This is a genomic window from Novosphingobium piscinae, from assembly GCF_014230355.1.
Classification (GTDB): domain Bacteria; phylum Pseudomonadota; class Alphaproteobacteria; order Sphingomonadales; family Sphingomonadaceae; genus Novosphingobium; species Novosphingobium piscinae.
On record NZ_JACLAX010000010.1, the window covers coordinates 124012 to 144441 of the forward strand.

21 protein-coding genes and 1 pseudogene are annotated in these 20430 nt (G+C 69.9%); 10 read left to right on the plus strand and 12 right to left on the minus strand.

Features of this window, described 5'->3' with window-relative positions; translation table 11 throughout:
- Window positions 1-10: 10 nt before the first annotated feature.
- From H7F53_RS11490 to H7F53_RS11500, 3 genes are read right to left on the minus strand one after another with little or no spacing between them, the layout of a single operon-like run.
- A complete protein-coding gene (locus tag H7F53_RS11490; protein WP_185679628.1) occupies window positions 11-1531 on the minus strand; it encodes an ABC transporter permease in 1521 nt (506 codons plus the stop codon).
- Window positions 1528-2388, minus strand: coding sequence for an ABC transporter ATP-binding protein (locus tag H7F53_RS11495; RefSeq protein WP_185679629.1), 861 nt, complete (start codon window positions 2386-2388; stop codon window positions 1528-1530). The genes H7F53_RS11490 and H7F53_RS11495 overlap by 4 nt, the downstream gene beginning before the upstream one ends.
- 4 nt (window positions 2389-2392) lie before the next feature.
- Window positions 2393-4987, minus strand: coding sequence for a DUF7133 domain-containing protein (locus H7F53_RS11500; protein ID WP_185679630.1), 2595 nt, complete (start codon window positions 4985-4987; stop codon window positions 2393-2395).
- A 201-nt stretch (window positions 4988-5188) separates the two neighbouring features.
- On the opposite strand from H7F53_RS11500, the gene H7F53_RS11505 reads away from it, so the two are divergent.
- Both H7F53_RS11505 and H7F53_RS11510 read left to right on the plus strand, forming a co-directional pair.
- Window positions 5189-5827, plus strand: coding sequence for a VTT domain-containing protein (locus H7F53_RS11505; RefSeq protein WP_185679631.1), 639 nt, complete (start codon window positions 5189-5191; stop codon window positions 5825-5827).
- A gap of 25 nt (window positions 5828-5852) precedes the next feature.
- The gene (locus H7F53_RS11510) at window positions 5853-7673 is read left to right on the plus strand and encodes a TonB-dependent receptor plug domain-containing protein (protein ID WP_185679632.1); all 1821 of its coding nucleotides are present in this window, start codon (window positions 5853-5855) and stop codon (window positions 7671-7673) included.
- A 20-nt stretch (window positions 7674-7693) separates the two neighbouring features.
- Here the strand turns inward: H7F53_RS11510 and H7F53_RS11515 are convergent, their stop codons facing one another.
- Window positions 7694-9319, minus strand: coding sequence for a carboxylesterase/lipase family protein (locus H7F53_RS11515; protein WP_185679633.1), 1626 nt, complete (start codon window positions 9317-9319; stop codon window positions 7694-7696).
- 83 nt (window positions 9320-9402) lie between these two features.
- Window positions 9403-9669 (minus strand): annotated as a pseudogene (locus H7F53_RS11520) (hypothetical protein); the annotation flags it as partial.
- 301 nt (window positions 9670-9970) lie between these two features.
- On the opposite strand from H7F53_RS11520, the gene H7F53_RS11525 reads away from it, so the two are divergent.
- The 3 genes from H7F53_RS11525 to H7F53_RS11535 all read left to right on the plus strand — a co-directional run bounded on the left by H7F53_RS11525 (window position 9971) and on the right by H7F53_RS11535 (window position 12557).
- Window positions 9971-10666 carry a cistern family PEP-CTERM protein gene (locus H7F53_RS11525; RefSeq protein WP_185679635.1) on the plus strand — a complete coding sequence of 232 codons (696 nt, stop codon included), beginning with the start codon at window positions 9971-9973 and terminating at the stop codon, window positions 10664-10666.
- 232 nt (window positions 10667-10898) lie between these two features.
- Window positions 10899-11864: a YeeE/YedE thiosulfate transporter family protein gene (locus H7F53_RS11530; protein WP_185679636.1), complete on the plus strand. Its 966-nt coding sequence runs from the start codon at window positions 10899-10901 to the stop codon at window positions 11862-11864.
- Window positions 11865-11957: 93 nt separating this feature from the next.
- Window positions 11958-12557: an NrsF family protein gene (locus H7F53_RS11535; RefSeq protein ID WP_281384786.1), complete on the plus strand. Its 600-nt coding sequence runs from the start codon at window positions 11958-11960 to the stop codon at window positions 12555-12557.
- 3 nt (window positions 12558-12560) lie between these two features.
- Here the strand turns inward: H7F53_RS11535 and H7F53_RS11540 are convergent, their stop codons facing one another.
- Together H7F53_RS11540 and H7F53_RS11545 are read right to left on the minus strand one after the other, a co-directional pair.
- Entirely contained in the window at window positions 12561-13178 is a 618-nt protein-coding gene (locus tag H7F53_RS11540; RefSeq protein ID WP_185679637.1) for a redoxin domain-containing protein, read from the minus strand.
- Window positions 13179-13187: 9 nt separating this feature from the next.
- Window positions 13188-14138, minus strand: coding sequence for a LysR family transcriptional regulator (locus H7F53_RS11545; protein ID WP_185679638.1), 951 nt, complete (start codon window positions 14136-14138; stop codon window positions 13188-13190).
- A gap of 161 nt (window positions 14139-14299) precedes the next feature.
- Between H7F53_RS11545 and H7F53_RS11550 the strand changes: the two genes are divergently transcribed.
- The gene (locus tag H7F53_RS11550; RefSeq protein ID WP_185679639.1) at window positions 14300-15193 is read left to right on the plus strand and encodes a LysR family transcriptional regulator; all 894 of its coding nucleotides are present in this window, start codon (window positions 14300-14302) and stop codon (window positions 15191-15193) included.
- Window positions 15194-15213: 20 nt separating this feature from the next.
- Here the strand turns inward: H7F53_RS11550 and H7F53_RS17850 are convergent, their stop codons facing one another.
- Complete coding sequence (locus H7F53_RS17850) at window positions 15214-15345, minus strand: hypothetical protein (protein WP_281384783.1); 132 nt, start codon at window positions 15343-15345, stop codon at window positions 15214-15216.
- A 237-nt stretch (window positions 15346-15582) separates the two neighbouring features.
- On the opposite strand from H7F53_RS17850, the gene H7F53_RS11555 reads away from it, so the two are divergent.
- Entirely contained in the window at window positions 15583-16161 is a 579-nt protein-coding gene (locus H7F53_RS11555; RefSeq protein ID WP_246438837.1) for a sigma-70 family RNA polymerase sigma factor, read from the plus strand.
- Between the two features lie 16 nt (window positions 16162-16177).
- Here H7F53_RS11555 and H7F53_RS11560 read toward each other — a convergent pair whose 3' ends face one another.
- The gene (locus tag H7F53_RS11560; RefSeq protein WP_221773705.1) at window positions 16178-16744 is read right to left on the minus strand and encodes a TetR/AcrR family transcriptional regulator; all 567 of its coding nucleotides are present in this window, start codon (window positions 16742-16744) and stop codon (window positions 16178-16180) included.
- A 65-nt stretch (window positions 16745-16809) separates the two neighbouring features.
- Here H7F53_RS11560 and H7F53_RS11565 point away from each other — a divergent pair, with 65 nt between their 5' ends.
- Window positions 16810-17232 carry a hypothetical protein gene (locus tag H7F53_RS11565; RefSeq protein ID WP_185679640.1) on the plus strand — a complete coding sequence of 141 codons (423 nt, stop codon included), beginning with the start codon at window positions 16810-16812 and terminating at the stop codon, window positions 17230-17232.
- On the opposite strand, the gene H7F53_RS11570 is transcribed toward H7F53_RS11565, so the two are convergent.
- The 3 genes from H7F53_RS11570 to bufA2 all read right to left on the minus strand — a co-directional run bounded on the left by H7F53_RS11570 (window position 17233) and on the right by bufA2 (window position 19187).
- Window positions 17233-17988: an HvfC/BufC family peptide modification chaperone gene (locus tag H7F53_RS11570; protein ID WP_343062038.1), complete on the minus strand. Its 756-nt coding sequence runs from the start codon at window positions 17986-17988 to the stop codon at window positions 17233-17235.
- On the minus strand, window positions 17985-18818 hold the full coding sequence (bufB, locus tag H7F53_RS11575) for an MNIO family bufferin maturase (RefSeq protein WP_185679641.1): 834 nt from the start codon (window positions 18816-18818) through the stop codon (window positions 17985-17987). The genes H7F53_RS11570 and bufB overlap by 4 nt, the downstream gene beginning before the upstream one ends.
- 99 nt (window positions 18819-18917) lie before the next feature.
- Window positions 18918-19187: a BufA2 family periplasmic bufferin-type metallophore gene (gene bufA2, locus H7F53_RS11580; RefSeq protein WP_185679642.1), complete on the minus strand. Its 270-nt coding sequence runs from the start codon at window positions 19185-19187 to the stop codon at window positions 18918-18920.
- A gap of 247 nt (window positions 19188-19434) precedes the next feature.
- Here bufA2 and H7F53_RS11585 point away from each other — a divergent pair, with 247 nt between their 5' ends.
- Both H7F53_RS11585 and H7F53_RS11590 read left to right on the plus strand, forming a co-directional pair.
- The gene (locus H7F53_RS11585; protein ID WP_185679643.1) at window positions 19435-19704 is read left to right on the plus strand and encodes a BufA1 family periplasmic bufferin-type metallophore; all 270 of its coding nucleotides are present in this window, start codon (window positions 19435-19437) and stop codon (window positions 19702-19704) included.
- Window positions 19705-19806: 102 nt separating this feature from the next.
- Complete coding sequence (locus tag H7F53_RS11590; protein WP_185679644.1) at window positions 19807-20256, plus strand: DoxX family protein; 450 nt, start codon at window positions 19807-19809, stop codon at window positions 20254-20256.
- The last annotated feature ends 174 nt before the right edge of the window (window positions 20257-20430 follow it).

The window sequence follows — 20430 nt, forward strand, 5'->3', positions numbered from 1 at the left end:
GAGAACGCGCCTAGTCGCTCCCAGCCGGCGCGGGAGGATCGCCTACCCGGCGTCCGGTCACCCGGCCCAGCAGCTTGAAGGCATAGAGCATCACGCGTCCGCGCAGCGGCGCCTCGGGGCCAGCATGGGCGGGCAGGCCGATCGCGGGAAGCTGGCTGCGGGCCGCCACGCTGCCGCCCTGCGGATCGAGTGCGATCTGCGCCAGCAGGTTGGGCAGCACCGTTGCGGGAATGCGTTGCCTGAGTTCAGCCTCGACCAGTGCGGGCAGATGCCGTTCCAGCGGGTCCATCTGCAGCAGATCGGGCACTGCGGCGATCAGCAGGAGGGTCTGCACCTGCTGGCGCGCGTCCCCTTCGCGCGCGGGCGGCCAGGACTCGAGCTGGCGCCGGATCCGGGCCAGCGCGCTTTCCAGCACCGGGTCGGGCGGCTCGGCCGCGATCGGTGCTACCAGTCCGGCATCGGGCGGCAGGCGCTCGAACGCGATGCGGTCCAGGTCGACGCTGGCGGGAACAGCCGGTTCCGCCGCGACGGCGGGGACCGCGGGGGTCGGGATCCCCGCCGCCATCGCGGCCGGTGTGGCCGGGCTCGGCACTGCGCGAATGATCGCCGGCCGCGGCGCCTGCGGCAAGACGGTCGCAGCAGTCGGACGCACATAGGTGGCGGGGGTACCGGCACTGGCCCGGTCCGGTGGTGCCGGTACCGGTCGCGCCAGCTGGGCGGCCAGGCCGGCCAGTGCCAGCCAGGCCGCCAGCACCGGCACGATCAGCCAGCCACGCCGCCCCGGCCGCAACCCGGCGTCTGGCTCCCAGCGGAACAGGATCACGGCGGCCAGCAGCGCCAGCAGCCCGTGGCCGGTCAGGGCGAGCAGCTCGAACCCGGCGGCGCGGGTGCCGGTTCCGGTCACCGCGGTCTGGATCGCCACTACAGCGTGGCGGCCGGGGAGCAGGTTGGACAAGGGCAGCGCCCAGCCCGGCAGGCTGGCGAGCGGCACCGCTACCCCGCCGATGATCAGCATCGGCAGGAACAGGCACTGCCCCAGCGCCTGGACGGCCGGGACATTGGGGGCGAGGGTGCCGATCAGGGCGCCGATGCACAGGAAGCATAGCGCCGCGACCATCAACGCCAGGGTGGTCGAAACCGGATGCGGCAGCGGCGGCATGCCCAGCGCCCGTGCCGTCCAGTGCAGCAGCAGCAGCGCACCCGCCAGCAGCGCGGCACGGGCCAGGACCAGCGCGACCACAAACCGCCAGCGCGGTGCCGGAGCTAGGGCATAGTGCCGCCACAGCCCGGTTTCGCGCTCGCCGACCATCTGGGTGGGCAGACCGAAGGCAGCGCTGCCGAGAATGGTGATGGTGAAGAACTGCCCGGCGTGGAGCGCCAGCGGCACCGGATCGTCGCCATAGAGCGCCCAGAACCCGACCAGAAACAGCAGCGGGAACAGCCAGCCATAGACCAACGCCATGGGATTGCGCAGCGTAGCCAGCAGATTGGCGCGCAGCAGCGGCCGGAGGGACGATCGGGTTGGTGTCACGTGCAGCGCGTTCCGTCCAGTTCCGCCGCGGCCAGCACGACCTCGGCCAGCCCCGCTCCGGTCACGTGCAGCGCCACCACCGGCACGCCCGCTAGCCGGGGCAGCAGGGCGGTGAGTGCGGCGATGACGTCGCGGGTTTCGATCACCATGGTATCGTCGCGCTCGCCCGGCAAGGGCCGCGCCGTGGTCAGGGTGATGCGGCTGGGCGCGCCGGCGGCCGCGATCAGGTCGGCCGGGCGCCCTGCCGCGACCAGCCGACCGGCCGAGAGCAGCAGGACCCGGTCGCACAGGCTGGTGGCTTCGGCCAGATCGTGAGTGGCCATGAGGATCGCCGCACCGCCGGTCCGCGCCTCCTCGATCAGGCCCCGCAGGTCGCGTCGCATCGCTGGATCGAGTGCAGTCGCGGGTTCGTCCAGCAGCAGGACGGCGGGCGCGGGTTGCAGCGCGATCGCCAGCGCCAGTCGCTGGCGCTGCCCCCCCGACAGGGCATCCACCCGCTGCCGGGCCAGCGCGTCCAGTCCAAGCGCTTCGACCAGGTGCGGTGAGGGCCGGATGCCGTGGAGCCGGGCGAAGAGATCGAGCGTCTCGGCCACGCACAGCCGGCCTGGCAGGCCGGGGTGCTGGAGCAGGGTGCCGGTGATCGCCCGTGCAGCCGTGCTGCCCGGGGCAAGGCCGGCGATGCGAACCTCACCGCCATCGGCCCGGGCCAGTCCGGCCAGGCATTCGAGCGCGCTGGTCTTGCCGGCGCCGTTGACCCCGATCAGCCCGACGATCTCGCCGTGGCTGACCGAGAAACTCAGGCCATCCACGACAAGGTTCGGCCCGCGCCGGCGGGTCAGGCCCGACACTTCGATCATGCCGTCACCGCTGCGGTGCGTCGATGTCCTTTTCCGACCACGGCGTGGTGCGATGGGCAAAGGCCAGGCGCCACTCCTTGACCGCGGCGGGAGGCAGCGGTGTGCCGGTGTTGCCCCAACTCTGGCGTACGAAGGTGAGCACGGCGGCGACGTCCTCGTCGCTCATCGCGGCGCCAAGCGGAGGCATCAGTCCGATCGAGCCCTCGAGCCCGTTGGTAAGGATGCGCACCGGTACGTCCCCGCTCGCCACGGCGCGCTTCGAGCCGGCGAGCGCGGCGGCGACTCGAGGTTGGCCCTGACCTTGGGCTTGATGGCAACCGGAGCATTGCTCGACATAGATCGCCTGACCGCGCTGGAACAAGGCCTCTTCAACCGCGCTGCGCGGCGGCAGGGCCGGCGGCGCCGGGCGACCCGGCCAGTTGACCAGCGCGAGCAGCCGCCTGGCCGGCTCGGCGAGCGCGTCCTTGCTGCTGGCGAGCAGGGTCAGGCTGTGCGGCTCGGCGGCCAGATCGAAGCGGTTTCCACCCGCGCGCTGGCGCGTGACGCCGGGGATGTTGCCGCCGGCGCGGCCTCCGGCGACGGCATTGCCGCCACCCTGCACGCCGCCCGCCAGCCCGAGGGCGAGCCCGTCGAGCAGCGCTCGGCGCACCGGCCCGGGCTGTTGGCCGTCCCCTGCCATGGCGACCAGCCGGGCAATCCCCGGATCACGGCGTTTGGCAAGCGCACCGGCCAGCATCGCCAACGCCTCACGCGGAGGCTCGGCCTGTTCGGCCAGCGCGGTCAGGACCGCAAGCTCGTCGCCCTTGAGACCCGACAGTGCTGCGTCGACCAGCACCGCATCATTGCCCTGCGCCCGCAGCAGCGCCACCATCGGCGCGGTGCGCCGCTCCGCCGGGAGAGCGCCGAGGCTCGCGGCGAGCTGCACGCGCACCTGCCAGCTGCCATCCCCGGCGAGCGCCAGCGCGGCCTGGCTGATGGCCTTGTCGCCCCTGGCCAGCCAGGGCTCGGCCAGACGCAGTCCGGCGGCACGCAGCTCGGGCCGCGGATCGGCCAGGGCCGCGCGGATCTGCGCCGGCTGGAGGCCCTCGAGCCCGTGCAGCGTCCACAACGCATGCAGGCGGCTGCGCCAGTCGGCCTTGCGCTCCAGCGCCAGCTTGCGCAGCAGCGGCAGCCCTTGCGGATCGGCGCGCTGGACCAGCAGTTGCTGGGCGGTATCGCGCCACCAGCCATTGGGGTGGCTGAGGTGCTGGACCAGCACGGCGGTGGCATCCTGGCTCATCCGCGGCCGGGCGTCGCGCGGCATCGCTGCGCCGGCCCCGCCGGTCCCGACGTGGACCACCCGGTAGATCCGCCCGTGGCCGGTCCCGCGCTGCAGCCCGCGTTTGGTGATGTAGTCGCGCAGATAATCGGTCTGAAGCGGGCCGTCCTGCGAGACTCCGCGGTACATGTCGGCAATGTAGATCGTCCCGTCGGGCCCGCCGGCAAGCGCCGTGGGGCGGAAGCGCACGTCGGTCGAGGCGAGGAACTCGCCCTTGGCGTAGAAGTCCTCGGCCGACTTGCGACCCTCGCCGTCGTCCTTAAGTCGCAGCAGGTGGACGATGTTGGTGGCGCCATCGGCGACGAAGGCCATGCCCTGCACCTCGGCCGGCAGCCGGGTGCCGCGGTAGATCAGCGGCGAGGAGACGCCGCCGTAGTAGCTGGCCGTGCCGTCCTCGCGGAACACCTCGCGCCGGTATCCGCGATTGAGTCCGAAAGTGGGGTGGGCCGGCCAGATGTTGGTCTTTTCCTGGTCGACCAGGTTCTCGTAGAGGCCGCGCGTCCGCACCAGGTCGGGGTTGCGCGCATAGTAGTCGGGCGAGACATAGTCGACAAACAGCGGGTCGGTGTTGACGTTGCGATAGATCCGACCGGCGTCATCCTGGGTCACGCCCCATTGTCCGCGGCGCAGCCCGGGGACGGTCACGAACTGGCCGGCGCGGTAGGCCAGGTTCCATTCGTGCTCGGACACGACCAGCCGATTGTCCATGCCCCAGAACAGCCCGTTGGCGCCATGTTCGAGCACGCCCAGCCGGGCGAAGCCGTCGGTCACCTTGTCCTTGGTGTCGGCCTTGAGATCGCCATTGGTGTCACAGGCCTTCCACAGCGTCGGCGGCTCGCCGATCAGCGCGCAGCCGCCGGCCAGCACCTTGAATGCGCGCGGCAGGACCAGGCCATCGGCGAACACCGTCCGCTTGTCGAAGGCACCGTCGCCGTCGGTATCGTCAAGCACCACCAGCCGGTTTACCGGCTCGAGGCTGTTGTCCATCGACAGGTTGTGGGCCCAGCCCGGCAGTTCCATCACCCACAGCCGGCCGTCACCGTCGAACTCCATCAGGATCGGATCCTGCACCAGCGGTTCGGCCGCGACCAGCTCGAGCGCGTAGCCTGGCGGCATGGCGAAGGTCTTCAGCGCGTCAAGCGGCGCCCGCACCGGGGGCTCCTCGGGTTCGGCCGGCTCGAAGAACGGCCATGGCCGGTTGACCTCGCTGCGCGGCGGCGCAGCCAGTCCACCCGCCGCCAGCAGCAACGGCGCCGCCAGGGCGGCCAAGCTCGCACCCATCCATGCCCTGCACCGTGCCTGAATCATCATTCCACCCACTTTTCCGATATTTGCGCCACGGAGAGACCCTTGGCAACTGCATACTGTATATAGTATGCGACATGGGTGTGCGAGAGCAAACATGGCTTCAAGGACGGGTGTGCCGTAATGCCGTGTCGGGTAGCCGACACAGATGAGGGAACTGGAAACCAGGTGCGGGTAGTGCGAAGATCCCAGGAAACGCGCGGACTGCTGCTCGTCGCGGGACTGCTGGCGGCGATCGTACTGCCCTGGTTGCTGGTCGGCGAGGAGGTTGCGCGGTTGGCCATGACCGTGGCGGTCGTGCTGGCGGACCGGCCCTGGCTGGTCATGGCGCTGGTTGCCGGGTTGCTGGCGCTTGATCCGGTGCTGCCGGTCCCCTCCAGCATCGTCGCGGTGGCCGCCGGCAGTGCGCTGGGAACCGGCATCGGCGCGCTGGCCATCTGGATCGGGCTGATGGCCGGTGCGCTGCTCGGGTTCTGGCTGGGGCGGCGGCCGGGCCGGGCGCTGGCCCGGCGCTGGCTCGGCCCCGCAACGCTGCTCGGGCTGGAGCCCAAACTCCGGCCGATCGGCCCGCTCGCCTTGCTGCTGAGCCGGCCGGTGCCAGTCGTGGCCGAAGCCGTGGTCGTGCTGGCCGGTGCGGCGCAGCTGCCCTGGCGGCTGTTCCTGCTAGCGGTCGTGCCTGCCAATGCCGCGCTGGCCCTGGTCTGGGCAGGCCTCGGTGCAGCCGCCACGGCCGGCAATCTCGGTCCTGCGGCGGTCGGGATCCTGCTCGTTCCCGCGCTGGCCCATGCGGTGTGGCACCTCTTCCGCCGCCCCTGATCCCTCCCCCGAACCCAGAGTGTCCATGCTGCTATCTGCCCTGTTGCTGGCCCAGTCGGCCACCACCCCGCCGCCGTTGGTGGTCACCGCCTCGCGCCTGCCCCCGCCAACGAGTGCGGTCCGGATCGAGGGTCCGGAGCTCGATTCGGCGGGTTCGGTGGCGGCGGTGCTCGCCGGCGTGCCGCAGCTGTTCGTCGCGCAGGCCGGCGGGCGCAGCGGCTTCGCCGCGCCGACGCTCGACGGGGCCGACCCCAACTTCGTGCTGGTCCTGTTCGACGGGGTGCCGATCAACAACGCCACCAGTTCGCGTGGGGGCGCGGTAAACCTTGCCGAGATTGCGGGGTTCGGCCTCGCCGGGATCGAGCTGCTGCCAGCCCAGCTATCCGCCGTGCACGGATCTGGTGCGCTGGCCGGCGTCCTGGCGCTGAACCCGCGCGGTCCGACCGAGCGGCCGGCGCTGACGGTTCGGGCCGGCGTGATGACCCAGGGCGGCCAGACGCTGGGGGCGGCACTGTCGGGCCCGCTCGGGGGCGGCTGGGGCGCGACCCTGACCGGGCAGTCCGACGATGATGGCAGTCCGACGCCGCTCACCCGCTTCGAGGCGCACACCGCCCTGTTGCGGGTGGCCCGCGGGGATAGCGGCCACCGCCTGCTGCTGCGCTTCAACGCGGTCGAATCCGCCGGTTTTCCCGATGCCAGCGGCGGCGCCCTGCTTGCCCGGCGGCGTCTCGCCGAACAGCGGAGGGCGCGCGAGTGGCTCGGCGCCGTCCGCACCCGGCAGGCACTCGGCCCGGGGCTGGTGCTCGATCTCAATGCCAGCTGGCTCAATCGCCGCGACACGATCGACAGTCCCGGTGTGGCTGGCGGGGCGAGCAATCCCGCCGGGCTCCCGGCCAGCCTCGACACCACCCGCTACGACCGCCTGCTGGGTCAGGCGAGCCTGGCCTGGACCGGCGGCACCACCCAGTTCGCGGCCGGGATCGAGGGTGGTCACGAGCGTGGCCGGTCGGCGGGACAGCTCGACTTCGGGGGGTTTGCCCTCCCCACCGCCTATCGGCTCGACCGCCGCTCGTGGGCCGGCTTCGTCGAGCTGGCGAGCCGCATCGGCGCGGTCAGCGGCAGCGCCGCCCTGCGGGTCGACCGGATCGGCGATCTCAAGGCGCGGCTCTCGGGACGGATCGCCGCGACCGCCGTGCTGGGCCGCGGCTGGCGGCTCGAAAGCGCGGCGGGGACCAGCTTCAAGGCCGCCAGCTTCTATGCCCTGGCCAATCCGCTGGTGGGCAATCCCGCCCTCCGGCCGGAAACCGGGCGCCGCGCCGATCTGACGCTGATCTGGCAGCAGGCTGGCACCCGCGTGCGGCTGGGCGGCTTCGTGGCCCGTTACGAGGACCTGATCGACTTCGTGTTCCAGCCGGCCCCGGCCCTGGTCAACCGCGGGCGGGTCGCGGTCGACGGTCTGTCCGCCAGCCTGGCCCAGCAACTCGGCCCTGTCGGTTTCGATCTGGCGGTGCAGCACGTCTGGCCGCGCGACCGCGCTGGCGGGCCCGATCTGCTGCTCCGGCCGCGCTGGCGGGCCAATGCGGCACTGCGCTGGCAGGCCAGCCCGCGGCTGGTGGTGAACCTGCGGGCGGGACAGGTCGGCGCGCGCGACGACGAATCGGTGCCGGGCGGGCGCCAACGCCTGGCCCCCTATGTGCTGGCGGCGGCCGATGCGCGCTGGCAGGCAACCGAGCGGCTGGCGGTGCGGCTGGCTGCCGACAACCTGCTGGACGCCGGTTGGCAGGACGCTGCAGGCTTCCCGGCGCCGCCGCTCCGCCTGCGCTTGCTGGCCGACGTCACGCTCTAGCCCGGGTTGCCCCGGCCGGATCACATCACGGCGCGGCGGGCCGCTCCGGCCGGGTCCATCACCACGCGGGTATCGGTGTCGAACACCATGGTCGGTACCCGCTCGTCGTGGGCCGGCCAGGCGAGCGCCTTGGTAGAGGGGCTGCCGGTGTGGGCAAAGGCTGCCCAGGCCCCGCTCATCGCCCGGCCGAGCGCCTGCGCGCCCGGCGTGTTGCCAGTGACCGTCGCCCAGCGTGCCACGTTGTCGGTGGCGAAGGGGATGTCGATGCAGTGGAAGCTGCCCCAGCGCCCTTCCAGGTTCGGGCAGGCGAAGGTCATGTGCCAGGTGTAGGCAGGCGTGCCCTGCGCGGTCTTGAGCGCGGCGAACTGGACCGAACTGTTGCGCAGGCTGCTGGCCGCCATGATGCGGGCGAGATGCCCGTCGGGCAGGCCCGGATAGGCCGTGCGGAACGCGGCCAGCGCCGCGGCGCGGTTGTCCGCCGGAATGTTGGCCATGCGCTTGAACAGCTCGTCCTCGGACAGATCGGTGAGGACCCCGCCGAACTCGTCACGGACACAGCCGACCACCAGCGGCACCTTGGCCGAGATCGCCGGGGCGCGCTCGGCAAAGGGGGCTTCGGGGATCGTCACGCCATCGACCACGGGGGACCACCCCGGGGCGCGGCGCCGCGGCCCGCCGATGGTCAGGTTGGTCGGCTGGCCCGCTGCCAGCCGGCGTGCGACCCTCTGCCCGGCCTCGATCAGCGCCGCGGAGGGGACCGACTGCAGCCGGAACATCTCGCGGCCGATGCCCAGCTCGGCCATCACGTCGCGGGTGAAAGCGCGCGCGCGGTCGCTGTCGTTGGCCAGCAGCGAGGAGCCGCTGTGGATCATTGCGCGGTGGAACAGGCCGACCGCCGCGGGCATGCCCATCAGGGTCGACACCTTCGAGCCACCGCCCGACTGCCCGAAGATCGTGACCCGCCCGGGATCGCCCCCGAATGCGGCGATGTTGGTCTTGACCCATTGCAGGGCCGCGACGAGATCCAGCATGCCGGCATTGCCCGACTGGGCATAGGCGCTGCCGCCCACCTCCGACAGGTCCATGTAGCCGAGCGGACCGAGGCGGTGGTTGACCGAGACGAAGATCACGCCGTGGTTGGCGGCCATGCGGGTGCCATCATAGCCGGCCAGCTCCTGGGCCGAACCGGCGGTATAGCCGCCGCCGTGGATCCATACCATGACCGGGGCATTGCGGGCATCGACCCGGCCCCAGACGTTCAGGCGCAGGCAGTCTTCGCCGGGATAGCCATCGTCCCAGTGGAACAGCCAGGCTTCCTCGTCGTTGGCCCAGCCGGTGCGCGGCGCCTGCGGGCAAACCGGGCCCCAGTTGAGGCACGAGCGCGTGCCAGCCCACTTCGGAGCCGGGCCGGGCGGCAGGAAGCGCGCCGCGCCGCCGGTATCGGTGGCATAGGGGATCCCCTTGAAGATGCGCACGTCGGCGTCGCGATAGCCGCGCACCCGTCCCTGGGCGGTGTCGACCAGCACCGCCGGGTCGATCGCCGGGGCCTTGGCCGGGCGCAGCCCCTGCGCGCGCACCGGAGTGGCTGTCGCGATGACCCCGGTGGTAGCCGCCGCCACGAGCAGTTCGCGCCTGTTGATCGCCATATCCGCCCCCTCCTATTTCTGTACACTGTATACAGATAACGGGGTGCTCAGGGCTTGGCAAGCGCGATCTGGTTTCGTGGCGGTCAGCCGACCGTGGCGGCGGCGAGTGTGTTGGCCATCAGGCATGCGACGGTCATCGGCCCGACGCCGCCTGGTACCGGGGTATAGGCACGGGCGTGGGCGATCTCGTTGCTGCACACGTCGCCACCGATGCGGGTCGTGCCGTCGGGCAGGGCGATCCGGTTGATCCCCACGTCGATCACCACGGCATCGCGCCCGCGGAACTGGGTGATCACGCTGTCGAGCAGCATCATGCAGCCCAGCGGGGTGCAGGGCGCGGCAGGCCCTGATTGTTGCCAAGGCGGCCATGGCCGAACGCGAAAAATGGCTGAAATCCGGCTTCACCGCCAACGAGGTCAGGGCCCGGATCGAGCTGCTGACCCGGATCCACGAGGACTGAGTGCCCGCATGGGGCAAAGCCCGCCGGCCGGAATCATCGTCCCGATCCGGGATTCGGCCCCTTGCCGCTTGCACTTCGAGGACCGATCGGTACCAGTGCGCACTCGAATTGGTTCGGCTGGGTTGCCGAGTCGATGGATCCAGTCGGCCTCCGGGCAGGGGCCAGGTCCACAGGGGCATCGGAGCGTTGTGATGGGGAAGCCGTTTCTCGCTGGTGTGGCATTGCTGGGCCTGGCCACGGCGATGCCCGCCCATGCGGTCGATTTCTCGGCCGCCGGCCAGACCGCAACGATCGTCTTCGATGGCCGCGGCGGGGACAACAAGGTGGTGGTCCCCGGTCTGTCGAGCACGCTCAATCTCACCCTCTCGAGCATCAGCGGTACCTCGTACCTGTTCAACTATGTGCTGGCGAATACCTCGACCCTCGATGGTACGCGCGTGTCCGGCTTCGGGTTCGACGTCAGCCCGAACGTGACCGGTGTCGCTTCGACCGGGATCTTCGACATCGCGGTCCTCGGCGGCTTCACCGCCGGCTACACCTCGGAAACCTGCTTCAGCTCGGGCAACAACAACAATTGCCCGCAGGGCCAGGCCAATGTCGGCGTGTTCAACAACGGCACCGGCAGCGGCACGCTGACGCTCAGCTTCGCCGCGGCGCCGACCAAGATCTCGCTCGACAACTTCCTGACCCGCTACCAGAGCTTCGCCACGACCGTCGGGGGTGAGCGGATCACCTCGGCCGTGGGCCTCGGCATCGTGGCGCCGCCGACCTACCCCCCGATCCCCGAACCCTCGACCTGGGCGACCATGATGCTCGGTTTCGGCATGATGGGTTACGCGTTGCGGCGCCAGCGCCAGCAGGCAGACAAGGATCCGGCCCTGGCCTGACCCCGTCACCGGCGATCCGATCGTCCTGACTGTCCTGGCGGACCAGGCAACCAACCCTGCATGCGGCGCCCCGCACCGCGCGGCGTGGCCTTCTTGTCTTCAACCTTGGGGACACCCGGCCAGCTCCACGCGCTCTCCCTTCGACCGTCCGTAACTTCGGGCAGGACTTTGGCGAACCTCTGACGGGTCGTGGTGCACACGACCGCTCGTTCGGCCAAGGATGAACCACGCGATGCCCGTCGCGCTCGTGAGTGTCGCGTTTCTTGTCGCTCTGCTCTGCGCGGGGCTGATGGGCTATGCCATCCAGAGCGGCGCTACCTGCACGGTCTACGCCGTGGCCGAACTGATCGACCGGCGCCGGGCCACTCGGCTGATCGCGATGCTTGAGGCGGGTCTGTGGGTGGCATTGGTCATGACCCTGACCAGTCTGCTGCACTGGCCGCGGAGCGCGCCTGTGGCCCATGCGATATCCCTCGGCACTGTCGCCGGCGGGGTTCTGCTCGGCCTCGGGGCGACGGTGAATGGCGCCTGCCTGTTCGGTTCGGTCGCGCGGTTCGGGTCGGGCGAAGTCGGGTTTGCCGCCGTACTGCCCGGCTATCTGGGCGGCATCGTCGGTCACGACCGGCTGTTCGGGGCCGAGGCGCCCACCCTGCCATGGGATGCCACGGCGGGTTGGCACATGCCCGGCGTCCTGGTCCTCGGGTTCGGCGGCTATGCCGGCTTGCGCACGCTCCGGACGATCTACTGGACCGTGCGGAGTGCAACGGCAGAGCGTCGACCGCATCTATGGAACCCGCACGAGGCGACTCTCGTGATCGGCGTGACCTTCGCCATCCTGATGCTTGACGTCGGAGCATGGACCTATTCGGATCTCCTCGCCGATCTCGCGCATGGCAGCAGGGCGGACGCCGGCTGGCGACTGATCCTGTTCGCGGCACTGCTGGGCGGGGCGCGGCTGGCCGGTCAGCGCCACGGCTGGAGCCCATGGATTGCCCCGAGTGCCAGGCAACTTCTCGCCTCCTTCGCCGGCGGCGCGCTCATGGGGCTGGGCGGCGGGCTCATCCCGGGCGGAAACGACGGTCTGGTGCTGGTGGGCCTGCCGTTCTTGCTGCCCTATGCGTGGCTCGCGCTCGCCAGCATGGCGCTGACCATCGCGTTGGTGCTGTGGCTCCAGCGTCACCTGGCCAGCAGGCTGTGACCACCGGATGGGCGCGGTCCCGATCCCTGCTAGACCACGTGCGAGGAGAGCGCCATTTCGCATGATGATCTTGTTGGCGCACTGGTTGCCGATCTGACGCCGGTTCGCCCGCTGCGAGGCTGGCCGGTGCTGGCCGCATTGCTGGTTGGCTGGCTGGCGACCGTTCTGGCCATGCGCGGGGCGGTGGGCTGGCGAGCCGACGTTCTGGCCGGCGATCCCGCAGCGATCGTGGTGGAGCGCGCGATCATCCTGCTGGTCGCACTCGCGCCGCTGCTGGTCGGGGTCATGCGCCTGGCCCGGCCGGGTGGGCGGGCCGCGCTGCTCCTGACCGGCGCCTTGGCCTGGCTCGCGCTGTTGCCGGCCCTGGCCCTGGCCTCGGTGCAGGTCCGGGGCGAACTGGCGATGGCTGCCCCTGAGCTGGCCGGAACGGGCCGCTGCGTGGGTCTGGCGGTTGGCTGCGCCTTGCCTACCTTGATCATCCTGGTGATCTGGGCCCGCCGGTGGGGTGCCGTGACCGAACCTGGGCGCGCCAGTGTGGCAATCGGGCTCGTCGCTGCGGTCAGCGGCGTGGCCATCTACAGCCTGACCTGTCCCTCGCAGCACTGGTTGTTCACGGGATCGGCGTACTCGCTAGCGATGGCGAGCATTGTCCTGCTGGCGCGGCTGGCGCTGCCGCGGCTGCTGCGCTGGTAAACGTCACCCGCTCAGGCCCAGCGCCCGGAGCATGTCGGCCGGTTCGGCGCGGAGCCGGAAATCGGGCTCCACGAAGGCCGCGCGAACGATGCCCTGCCGATCGAGGGCGAAGGTTGCGGGGATGGGCAGGAGGCCGGCGGCGGTGCCATAGAGCGCAGCCAGATCGAGCCCGTCGCTGGCCATCTGGCGCAGCAACGGCTCTCCCACGTGGAAGGCCAGGCCAAGCTCGAGCGCAAGGCCGTGATCGACATCACACAGCACGGTGACCGGGGCTGAGAAGCAGCCGCTGATGTCAGCCGCGGCCCCGCCGGTCTGCGCGACGATGCACAGCAAGGTAAAGGTCCCGGGTGTGGCCGCGGCGAGGGTGCGGTTCCAGGCTACCAGTTCGGCCTCGCAGTACGGGCACCAGCGGCCGCGCAGGAAGCTGATCACCACCGGCCCCGAGCCGGTGAACTCGTCCAGCCGCCGCAACCGTCCGCGCTCATCGGGCAAGGCGAAGTCCGGCATGGCCTGCCCGATGCGCGGTACGGCCTGACCCAGCCCGAGGTGCCGCAACCGGCCGACCAGATCATCGGCTAGGCGGCCATAGGTTGTGGCCGGATCGGAATCGGACTGGAACATGATCGAACTCTAGGCCGATGGACCGTCTGGGGAAGGGCGCAGGGTGGCATCGGTTCGATAACCTGCAGCTATATGGGCCGTGTTTTCGCCATCGGTCCAACTGTGCGCACGGCATGCCCGCAGGAAGGCATCCGCGGCAACCGCGCGGCGCCGCCCGGCGACGCTGGCGACCACGATCTCGATGCCGCTGCCCGGCACCGTAGCGGGGACCGCGACCAGCGATGGCGGAATGATCCGCCGCGGCAACCAGCCGCAGCCCAGCCCGCCCAACACGAGCTGGCGGACCATGCCGGCATGCTGGGCCTGATGGCGCACCGCGATCGCGGCTCCGGCCGTCGCGGCGAAGCGGGACAGCGCCTCGCACCCGTCTCCGGCCAGATCGATCCACGCCTCGTTCTCCAGATCGGCCGGGGTCAACCTCTGGGTTTCGACCAGCGCATGCCCGGCATGGACCGCAATCCGGAATTCGTCAGCGAACAGCGGCCAGCGCTCGAACCGCTCCGGCGCGTCTGGTGGCAGGGCAAGGACGATCACATCAAGCGATCCCGCCATGGCCAATTCCACCAGCTCGCGGTCGCCGCCCGCCGTCACCCCCAGCTCGATGCCGGCCAGAGCGGCCTGAAGGTCGCGGAAGATCGGGGCGAACAGCTCGTCCGAGACAATCCGCGAGATCCCGATCGACAGGGGCGCCACGGTGGCACGTTCCATGTCCCGGGCCAGCTGGCGCGCCGCCTGGGCAGCATCGAACGTACGCTGAAGATGGGGCAGCATGGCCTTGCCAAGCTCGGTCAGATGGGTGCGCGCCCGCTCCCGCCGGAACAGCGGCCCGCCGAACTCTTCCTCCAGCTTGAGGATCGCCTTGGTCAGGGCGGGCTGGGATACGTTGCATTCCAGCGCAGCCCGGGTGAAATTGAGCAGGCGCGCCGCAGCGATGAAGTAGCGGACCTGATGCATTTCCATGGCGGTGGCGTCCCGGCCGGTTCCGCTCGGCGTTCTCGCGCAGAGTCGGGCGACAGACAATCGTCTGCGGCGGATATCATTTATTCGCCGGGTGCATCACCGGAGGGATGGCCAGGTGGAGTTTGCGCGTGATAGCGCTTGGTCCAAGAGGTGCCTGTGCCATGGAAACGCCGCTCTGGATGAAAACCTTCGTCACGGTGGTCGATCTGCAGAGCTTCTCGCGGGCGGCTGAAATCCTTGGCATGACCCAGTCCTCGGTCTCGCGCCAGATCAGTGCGCTCGAGCGGCATCTTGGCGTCGCGGTGCTCAAGCGCACGACGCGCAGCCTCGCGCTCACGGCTGAAGGGACGCTGTTCTACGAGGCGGCGCAGAAGGCGCTTGCGGCGATCGAGGAGGCTGAGACCAGCATCGGTCGCTCCGAGACGCTGAGCGGGGTCGTGCGGATTACTGCACCTTTGACCCTTGCCCAGGCCCGCCTGATCGGATTCATCGCCGAATTCCAGCGCAGCCATCCGAAGATCCAGGTCGAGCTCAAGGTCTCGGACCACGCACTCAATCTGGTCGCCGATCATCTCGACCTGGCGGTGCGGGTCGGTCAGATCGGCGACAGCAGCAATCTGGTGCGGCGGGTTGGCGTGACGCACCGCGTGATGGTCGCGGCGCCGGCCTATCTCGCCGCGGCCGGGACCCCGCGCCGGCCGGTGGATCTCAGGGACCATAACTGCATCACCTATGCCCTCCTGAGCACCGGGACCAACTGGCATCTGCAGGGGCACCCGCCGGTGGCCGTGCAGGGCAATTTCCGCGCCGACAGTCCTGATGCGCTGCGCGCCGCGGCCCTCAGCGGGTTGGGCATCGCGGTGAACGCGCGCTGGCTGTTCGAGGAGGACCTGGCGAGCGGCCGGCTGGTCGAACTCCTGCCGGATCACCCACCCGTGGACATGCCGATTCATCTTGTCATGCCCCCCACCCGCCACGTCGCCGCGCGGGTGAGGGCCTTGTCGGCCCATCTGGTGGGGGCGTTCCAGCGTGACCCGCTGCTCCGTTCGGACTAGCGGCCGGTCGCACGGGCAGGTCAGCCGACCATCACGGTCATCGCCGAGATCGCTGTGAACAGCACGGTGCTGACCAGCGTGACCAGGCTGAAGCCGGTGCCGATCAGGGTGGCGATTCCCGACTTGTCGGGCGAGTTGAGCAATCCGTTCATGTTGGTTCCTTTCCGAGGTGTTGGTGGACTGTCCACCAATGCCCGGAGGTTCGCCCCAAGCGCCCGCCAGGTTACCCGGGCTGGGGTGAAGACCCGCCCTGCTCTAGAAATAAACCACTAATAACAGTGATATATTCCCATCATTCCGCACGGTGATGGATATGATAACCGCCCGGTACGTGGGCAGCATTGGTCGAAACGCGCAGGTTCGCCTCACCCCAGACGGTGGAGGGAACCATGCAAGCCCAGATCGAACAACCCCGTGCCGCACGCCTTCGTCCGACCTTCGACTGGGACGGTGCGATGATCGCCACGCTGCAGGGCGATGCCCAGGCCTACCGCCAGTTGCTCGAGCAGGCGGCACGATGGCTGCGCCGCTTCTTTGCTCGCCGCCTTGCGGCCGACGTGGTCGACGATGCGGTGCAGGAATGCCTGATGGCGCTGCACACCCGGCGCGCGACCTTCACCCCCGGTCGGCCGTTCCTGCCGTGGCTGACCGCCATCGCCCGCTACAAGTGGGTCGACAGCCTCCGCGCCTCGGGTCGCCACGCTGCCGAGGAGTTGATCGAGGCCCCGGTCGAAGGCCATGAGGACAGCGTGGTCAGCGCGATCGGCCTGCGCGGCCTGCTGGCCCACCTGCGGGCCAGCCAGTCCGAGGTGATCCGTCTGGTCAAGCTCGAGGGTCTGTCGATCAAGGAGGCCGCGGTGGCGACCGGCCAGTCCGAGCCGCTGGTCAAGGTGAACATCCATCGCGGGATGCTGGCGCTGCGCAGCCTGTTGGGGCCGGCGGCGGTGACCGTGCCTCACTACGCCTGACTTCTCCTCCGGCCGGTCACGTGCCGTCGGCGCTCCGCAACAGGCCTCTCAGCGCGGCCATGGCATCGCGTCCATGCCGGCCCTGCGCAACCGGACCAAGCAGGACCGCGCCGTCGATCGCCACCAGGAGCAGCGAGGCCAGCGCACCGCGCGCGGCCTCATCCTCCACATCGAGCCGGTCGGCCACCCAGTGGTGGAAGCCTGCGCCAATCTCGTCGGCCAGTGACGCGAAGGGCTCCTCGCCGCGCTCGGCGGCGACCATGATCTCGGCCCAGAGCTTCAGGTAGGGGCGCAGCAATCCATCATCGAGCAGGGCGTCGAGTTCGGTCAGGAGAGCCGCCGGCGCGCGCGCGGGGGTGGCCGGGATGCGGGCGTCGAGCACGGCCGTGAGCGCGCCGGCAACCCGCCCGAGCACGGCGCGCAGCAGTGCGCTCTTGTCCGGAAAGTAGTACAACAGCATGCGGTCGCTGGTCCCGATCGCCCTCGCCAGCGGCCGCAAGCTGGCTTGGCCGAGTCCGGTGTCGAGCACATGCGCGGCCAACCGCGCGACGATCGCATCCCGATCGAGCCTGCTGCGTGACACCACCTTGTAGCGACCGCTACAGAGCGTTATTGTAGCGACTGCTACAAAACAGGAGTGCCGGGTTCATGGCTGTGTCGCCTCATCGCTCTGTGGTGCTGTTCAACAAAGGCCAAGTGCTGGCGCTGGTGGCAAGCGGAATATCGCTCTGGGCCGGTGCAGCCTGGCTGCTCGGCACGCTCGCGCCGCTCGGCTGGGTGGACGATGGGCTGCGGGCGTGGACCTATGCGCTGACCTTGGCGGGGACCTGGCCCGCCGTCCTGCTCGTCGTCCGGCTGGCTCGGCTGCAGCCGGGGCAGGTGGTCCCGGGCGTGGCCCTGGTCACGCTGGTTGCGCTCTTCATCGATGGACTGGTGTTCGGTTGGACGCCGCAGCTGTACGCCGCGCCCGCGCGCCAGCTTGCCTGTGCCGCGCTTGTCCTGTGGGGCGCCGGCTGCGGCCTGGCCCTGGCGTTCCTGCACGAATGGCGGGCGGCTGGCCGCGGGGCCTGATCAGTCGATCGCGGCGATCAGCTTATCGCCGATCCAGCGGCCGAGCTGGTGTCCGGCCATGGCAACCGCCGCAGTTTCGTCGAACTGGAGCGCCAGCTTGCCACAGAGTTCGGCAAAGCTGTGACCGGCCAGTGCCAGCTCCAGCAGGGTGATTTCGGCGGGATCCGCGCGCCGCATCACGCTCTCGAAGCCCTGACGCCAGACCAGCAGCGTGGTTGCCGACCTCTCGACAACCACGGCCGGTGGCTGCTCTTCCGCCACCAAGGCCAGCCACAGGGCATCGGCGTTGCTGACCAGCTCAAGCCGCACCAGCGACTGGACAAACTGCAGTCCCGCGGTGTCCCAGTTAACTGCGGCCAGCATGGCCGGATCGACCGGTGCGGCATCGGCGGCGACAAACGCCTGGCCAACCGCCCACTCGATCCGGGCGAGTTCGGCGACCTCGGGATCGTCGGGGTAGAGTCCGACGAGCGCGTCGGCGAAACGCGCGCCGAACGCATCCAGCGTCCAGCTGTGCGGCGGATGCTGGTCGGCATAGTGGGCGGCGGCAGCAGCGAAGGCTGAGGAACCGAGCCACAGCTCGAGCCGTGGGAAGGTGGCTTCGAGACTGCCCATCAGCGAGGCGCGGTAGTTGTTCTGATACACCGCCAGGCCAGCGGTCGGGCCAAGCCGGGCACCGGCCGCCTCATCGGCCTCGACCAGCCAGGCCCGGAAATCGGCCTGCATGGCAGCCAGCGAACAGTCCGCCGGCCTCACGCCGCCAGCCCCTCGGCTTGATTGGTCCGCGCGGGAAACCGGGCGATGTCGAGTTCCTCCAGCAGTTCGCCGAGATCGGGAATATTGTCATCGCGCTCGATCATCGTCGGCAGGGGGCCGGCGCGGTCGACCGCGTTCTGGTACAACGCCCAGACCGCATTGGGCACCGGCTGGTCATGCGTGTCGATCAGCAGTTGCGCGCTGCGGGTGTGGCCCGCGAGGTGGACCTGCCCGACTGCCTCCCACGGCACGCCAGCCAGATAGTCGAGCGGAGCGAAGCCGTGGTTGGTGGCGCTGACGAAGATATTGTTGATGTCCAGCAGGAGCCCGCAGCCGGTCCGGCTCACCATCTCGCGCAGGAAGTCCCATTCGGTAAGGGTTCCCGGCAGGGCCAGATAGGTCGAGGGGTTCTCGAACAGCATGGTCCGGCCAAGCGCGGCTTGGGCGCGATCGATGTTTTCGCATACCACCCCCAGCGCTTCTTCGGTGAGCGGGAGCGGCAGCAGATCGTGTGAGTTGAACCCGCCGGTACGGGTCCAGCACAGGTGGTCGGAAACGACCGCGGGTTCGATCTGGTCGACCAGACGGCGCAGGCGCACGAGATAGTCTTCGCGAAGTCCATCGGCCGAGCCGACCGATAGCGACACGCCGTGCAGGGCCACCGGATAGTGCGAACGCGCCCGACGCAAGGTGTCGAGCGGCCGACCGCCGTCCACCATGAAATTCTCGGAAATGACCTCGACGAAATCGACCGGCGCGCTGCCATCGACATAGGCGGCGTAATGCGGGCGGCGCATGCCAAGGCCGAAACCGGAGAGCCCTGAGGTCATGGGATGTTCCGTGAAAAGGTCCGGGACGCCTGCGGGAGAGGCGGGGGGCAGGCCTGTGCAGGCGTCCCGGTCGGGGGAGGTAAGGGGTCCGGGGAGGACTTACTTCGGCGCGGTCAGGCTGCCGCCTTCGGCCTTGCACTGCTTCTCGGACAGGGCCTTGAAGCCCTGGCCCTTGCACGTGTTCTGCCCCTTGCAGCTGTTGCTGGCGGTGGCGCAGTCAGACGTGCCCTTGCAGGTGTTCACGCCATAGCAGTGCACCACTTCGCCCTTGGCCTTGGCGGCGAGGGCGGGGGCAGGGAGCGCGGCGAAGGCAGCCGCGACGAGGGCGGCATTGGCGGCCAGGGCGAGGCCGGTCTTGAGCGAGGTCATGCGAGTTCTCCAATGAAGTGCCGGGGTGGCATGGTGGAGTTCGCCGCGGATGGGTGAAGGTTACAGCACGCTGCAAAAAGATGCCGGGCGCAGAAATTCATGGTCTGTCGACGCCGTGCTGTAACCCCCGGGCCCATTCGGTCGAACTGCCCTGCGAGAAGGGTTGCGAGCGCAGTTCCGCGCTCCGTCGGCCCTCTCTGCTGCTTCGCGCCGTGCATCACGCGGGCGCATCAGAAAGGACCGACCCATGAAACTCACCACCGCCGCCCTCGCCGCCACGCTCGCCGCCAGCCTCGCCTCGGGCGCTGCGCTGGCCGCAGAGGGCAAGCCCGCCATGGAAAAGTGCTATGGCGTCGCCAAGGCCGGCCACAACGACTGCGCCGCCGGCGCGGGGACCAGCTGCGCCGGCACGTCCAAGGTCGATTACCAGGGCAATGCTTGGAAGCTGGTCAAGGCCGGCACCTGCGTGACCATCAAGACGCCCAAGGGCACCGGTTCGCTCACCCCGCGCGGGTGATCGCATGGCGGGGCCGTGGCGATGCGTCCCGGCCCCGCCACGTCGCCGTGTCGCGATTCACGACCTCATGATCCCTCAGATCCACCGGCAGGAGCCGCGCCTATGATCAGCCTGTACACCCGCCTGGCCGGCCTCGCCGCGCAGCTTCTGCCCGAATCCCTGCTCCTGCTGGTGGCGCGGCTCGGCGTGGCATCGGTGTTCTTCCTGAGCGGCCGGACCAAGGTGGAGGGCCTGCTGACGATCACCGACAGCACCTATTACCTGTTCGAGACCGATTACGCCCTGCCCCTCATCCCGCCCCACATCGCCGCGCACGCTGCAACCTACGCCGAACACCTCTTCCCGGTCCTGCTCGTGCTGGGTCTCGGCTCGCGCTTCGCCGCGCTGGGCCTGCTCGGGATGACCGCGGTGATCGAGGTGTTCGTCTATCCGGACGCCTGGTCGACCCATCTCAGCTGGGCCGGCCTGTTGCTGCCGATCCTTGCCAAGGGCGCCGGAGGGGTGTCGCTGGACGCGCTGATCGCGTCAGGGCGGCTGTCGAAGGGTGGTTAGACGACGCCGAATAGCGATCAGCCTTCACCGTTCCTAAAGCCCAGGTCGCCGGATGACCGGACGGCACCCAGATTGCCATGGGTCCGGCTGGCGATGCCGAACCCCCGCCTGAAGTGACCCAGGCTGGACCCAGTGAGGCGTCCAGCCGAGCGGCCGATAGGCCGGATGGGTCGG

Bases quoted from the DNA above. Each gene is read 5' to 3' on its own strand.
- H7F53_RS11495 (WP_185679629.1), bottom strand. From the start codon at position 2,388: ATGATCGAAGTGTCGGGCCTGACCCGCCGGCGCGGGCCGAACCTTGTC.
- H7F53_RS11500 (WP_185679630.1), bottom strand. From the start codon at position 4,987: ATGGGTGCGAGCTTGGCCGCCCTGGCGGCGCCGTTGCTGCTGGCGGCG.
- H7F53_RS11510 (WP_185679632.1), top strand. From the start codon at position 5,853: ATGCTGCTATCTGCCCTGTTGCTGGCCCAGTCGGCCACCACCCCGCCG.
- H7F53_RS11515 (WP_185679633.1), bottom strand. From the start codon at position 9,319: ATGGCGATCAACAGGCGCGAACTGCTCGTGGCGGCGGCTACCACCGGG.
- H7F53_RS11525 (WP_185679635.1), top strand. From the start codon at position 9,971: ATGGGGAAGCCGTTTCTCGCTGGTGTGGCATTGCTGGGCCTGGCCACG.
- H7F53_RS11530 (WP_185679636.1), top strand. From the start codon at position 10,899: ATGCCCGTCGCGCTCGTGAGTGTCGCGTTTCTTGTCGCTCTGCTCTGC.
- H7F53_RS11540 (WP_185679637.1), bottom strand. From the start codon at position 13,178: ATGTTCCAGTCCGATTCCGATCCGGCCACAACCTATGGCCGCCTAGCC.
- H7F53_RS11545 (WP_185679638.1), bottom strand. From the start codon at position 14,138: ATGGAAATGCATCAGGTCCGCTACTTCATCGCTGCGGCGCGCCTGCTC.
- H7F53_RS11550 (WP_185679639.1), top strand. From the start codon at position 14,300: ATGGAAACGCCGCTCTGGATGAAAACCTTCGTCACGGTGGTCGATCTG.
- H7F53_RS17850 (WP_281384783.1), bottom strand. From the start codon at position 15,345: ATGAACGGATTGCTCAACTCGCCCGACAAGTCGGGAATCGCCACCCTG.
- H7F53_RS11555 (WP_246438837.1), top strand. From the start codon at position 15,583: ATGCAAGCCCAGATCGAACAACCCCGTGCCGCACGCCTTCGTCCGACC.
- H7F53_RS11565 (WP_185679640.1), top strand. From the start codon at position 16,810: ATGGCTGTGTCGCCTCATCGCTCTGTGGTGCTGTTCAACAAAGGCCAA.
- bufB (WP_185679641.1), bottom strand. From the start codon at position 18,818: ATGACCTCAGGGCTCTCCGGTTTCGGCCTTGGCATGCGCCGCCCGCAT.
- bufA2 (WP_185679642.1), bottom strand. From the start codon at position 19,187: ATGACCTCGCTCAAGACCGGCCTCGCCCTGGCCGCCAATGCCGCCCTC.
- H7F53_RS11585 (WP_185679643.1), top strand. From the start codon at position 19,435: ATGAAACTCACCACCGCCGCCCTCGCCGCCACGCTCGCCGCCAGCCTC.
- H7F53_RS11590 (WP_185679644.1), top strand. From the start codon at position 19,807: ATGATCAGCCTGTACACCCGCCTGGCCGGCCTCGCCGCGCAGCTTCTG.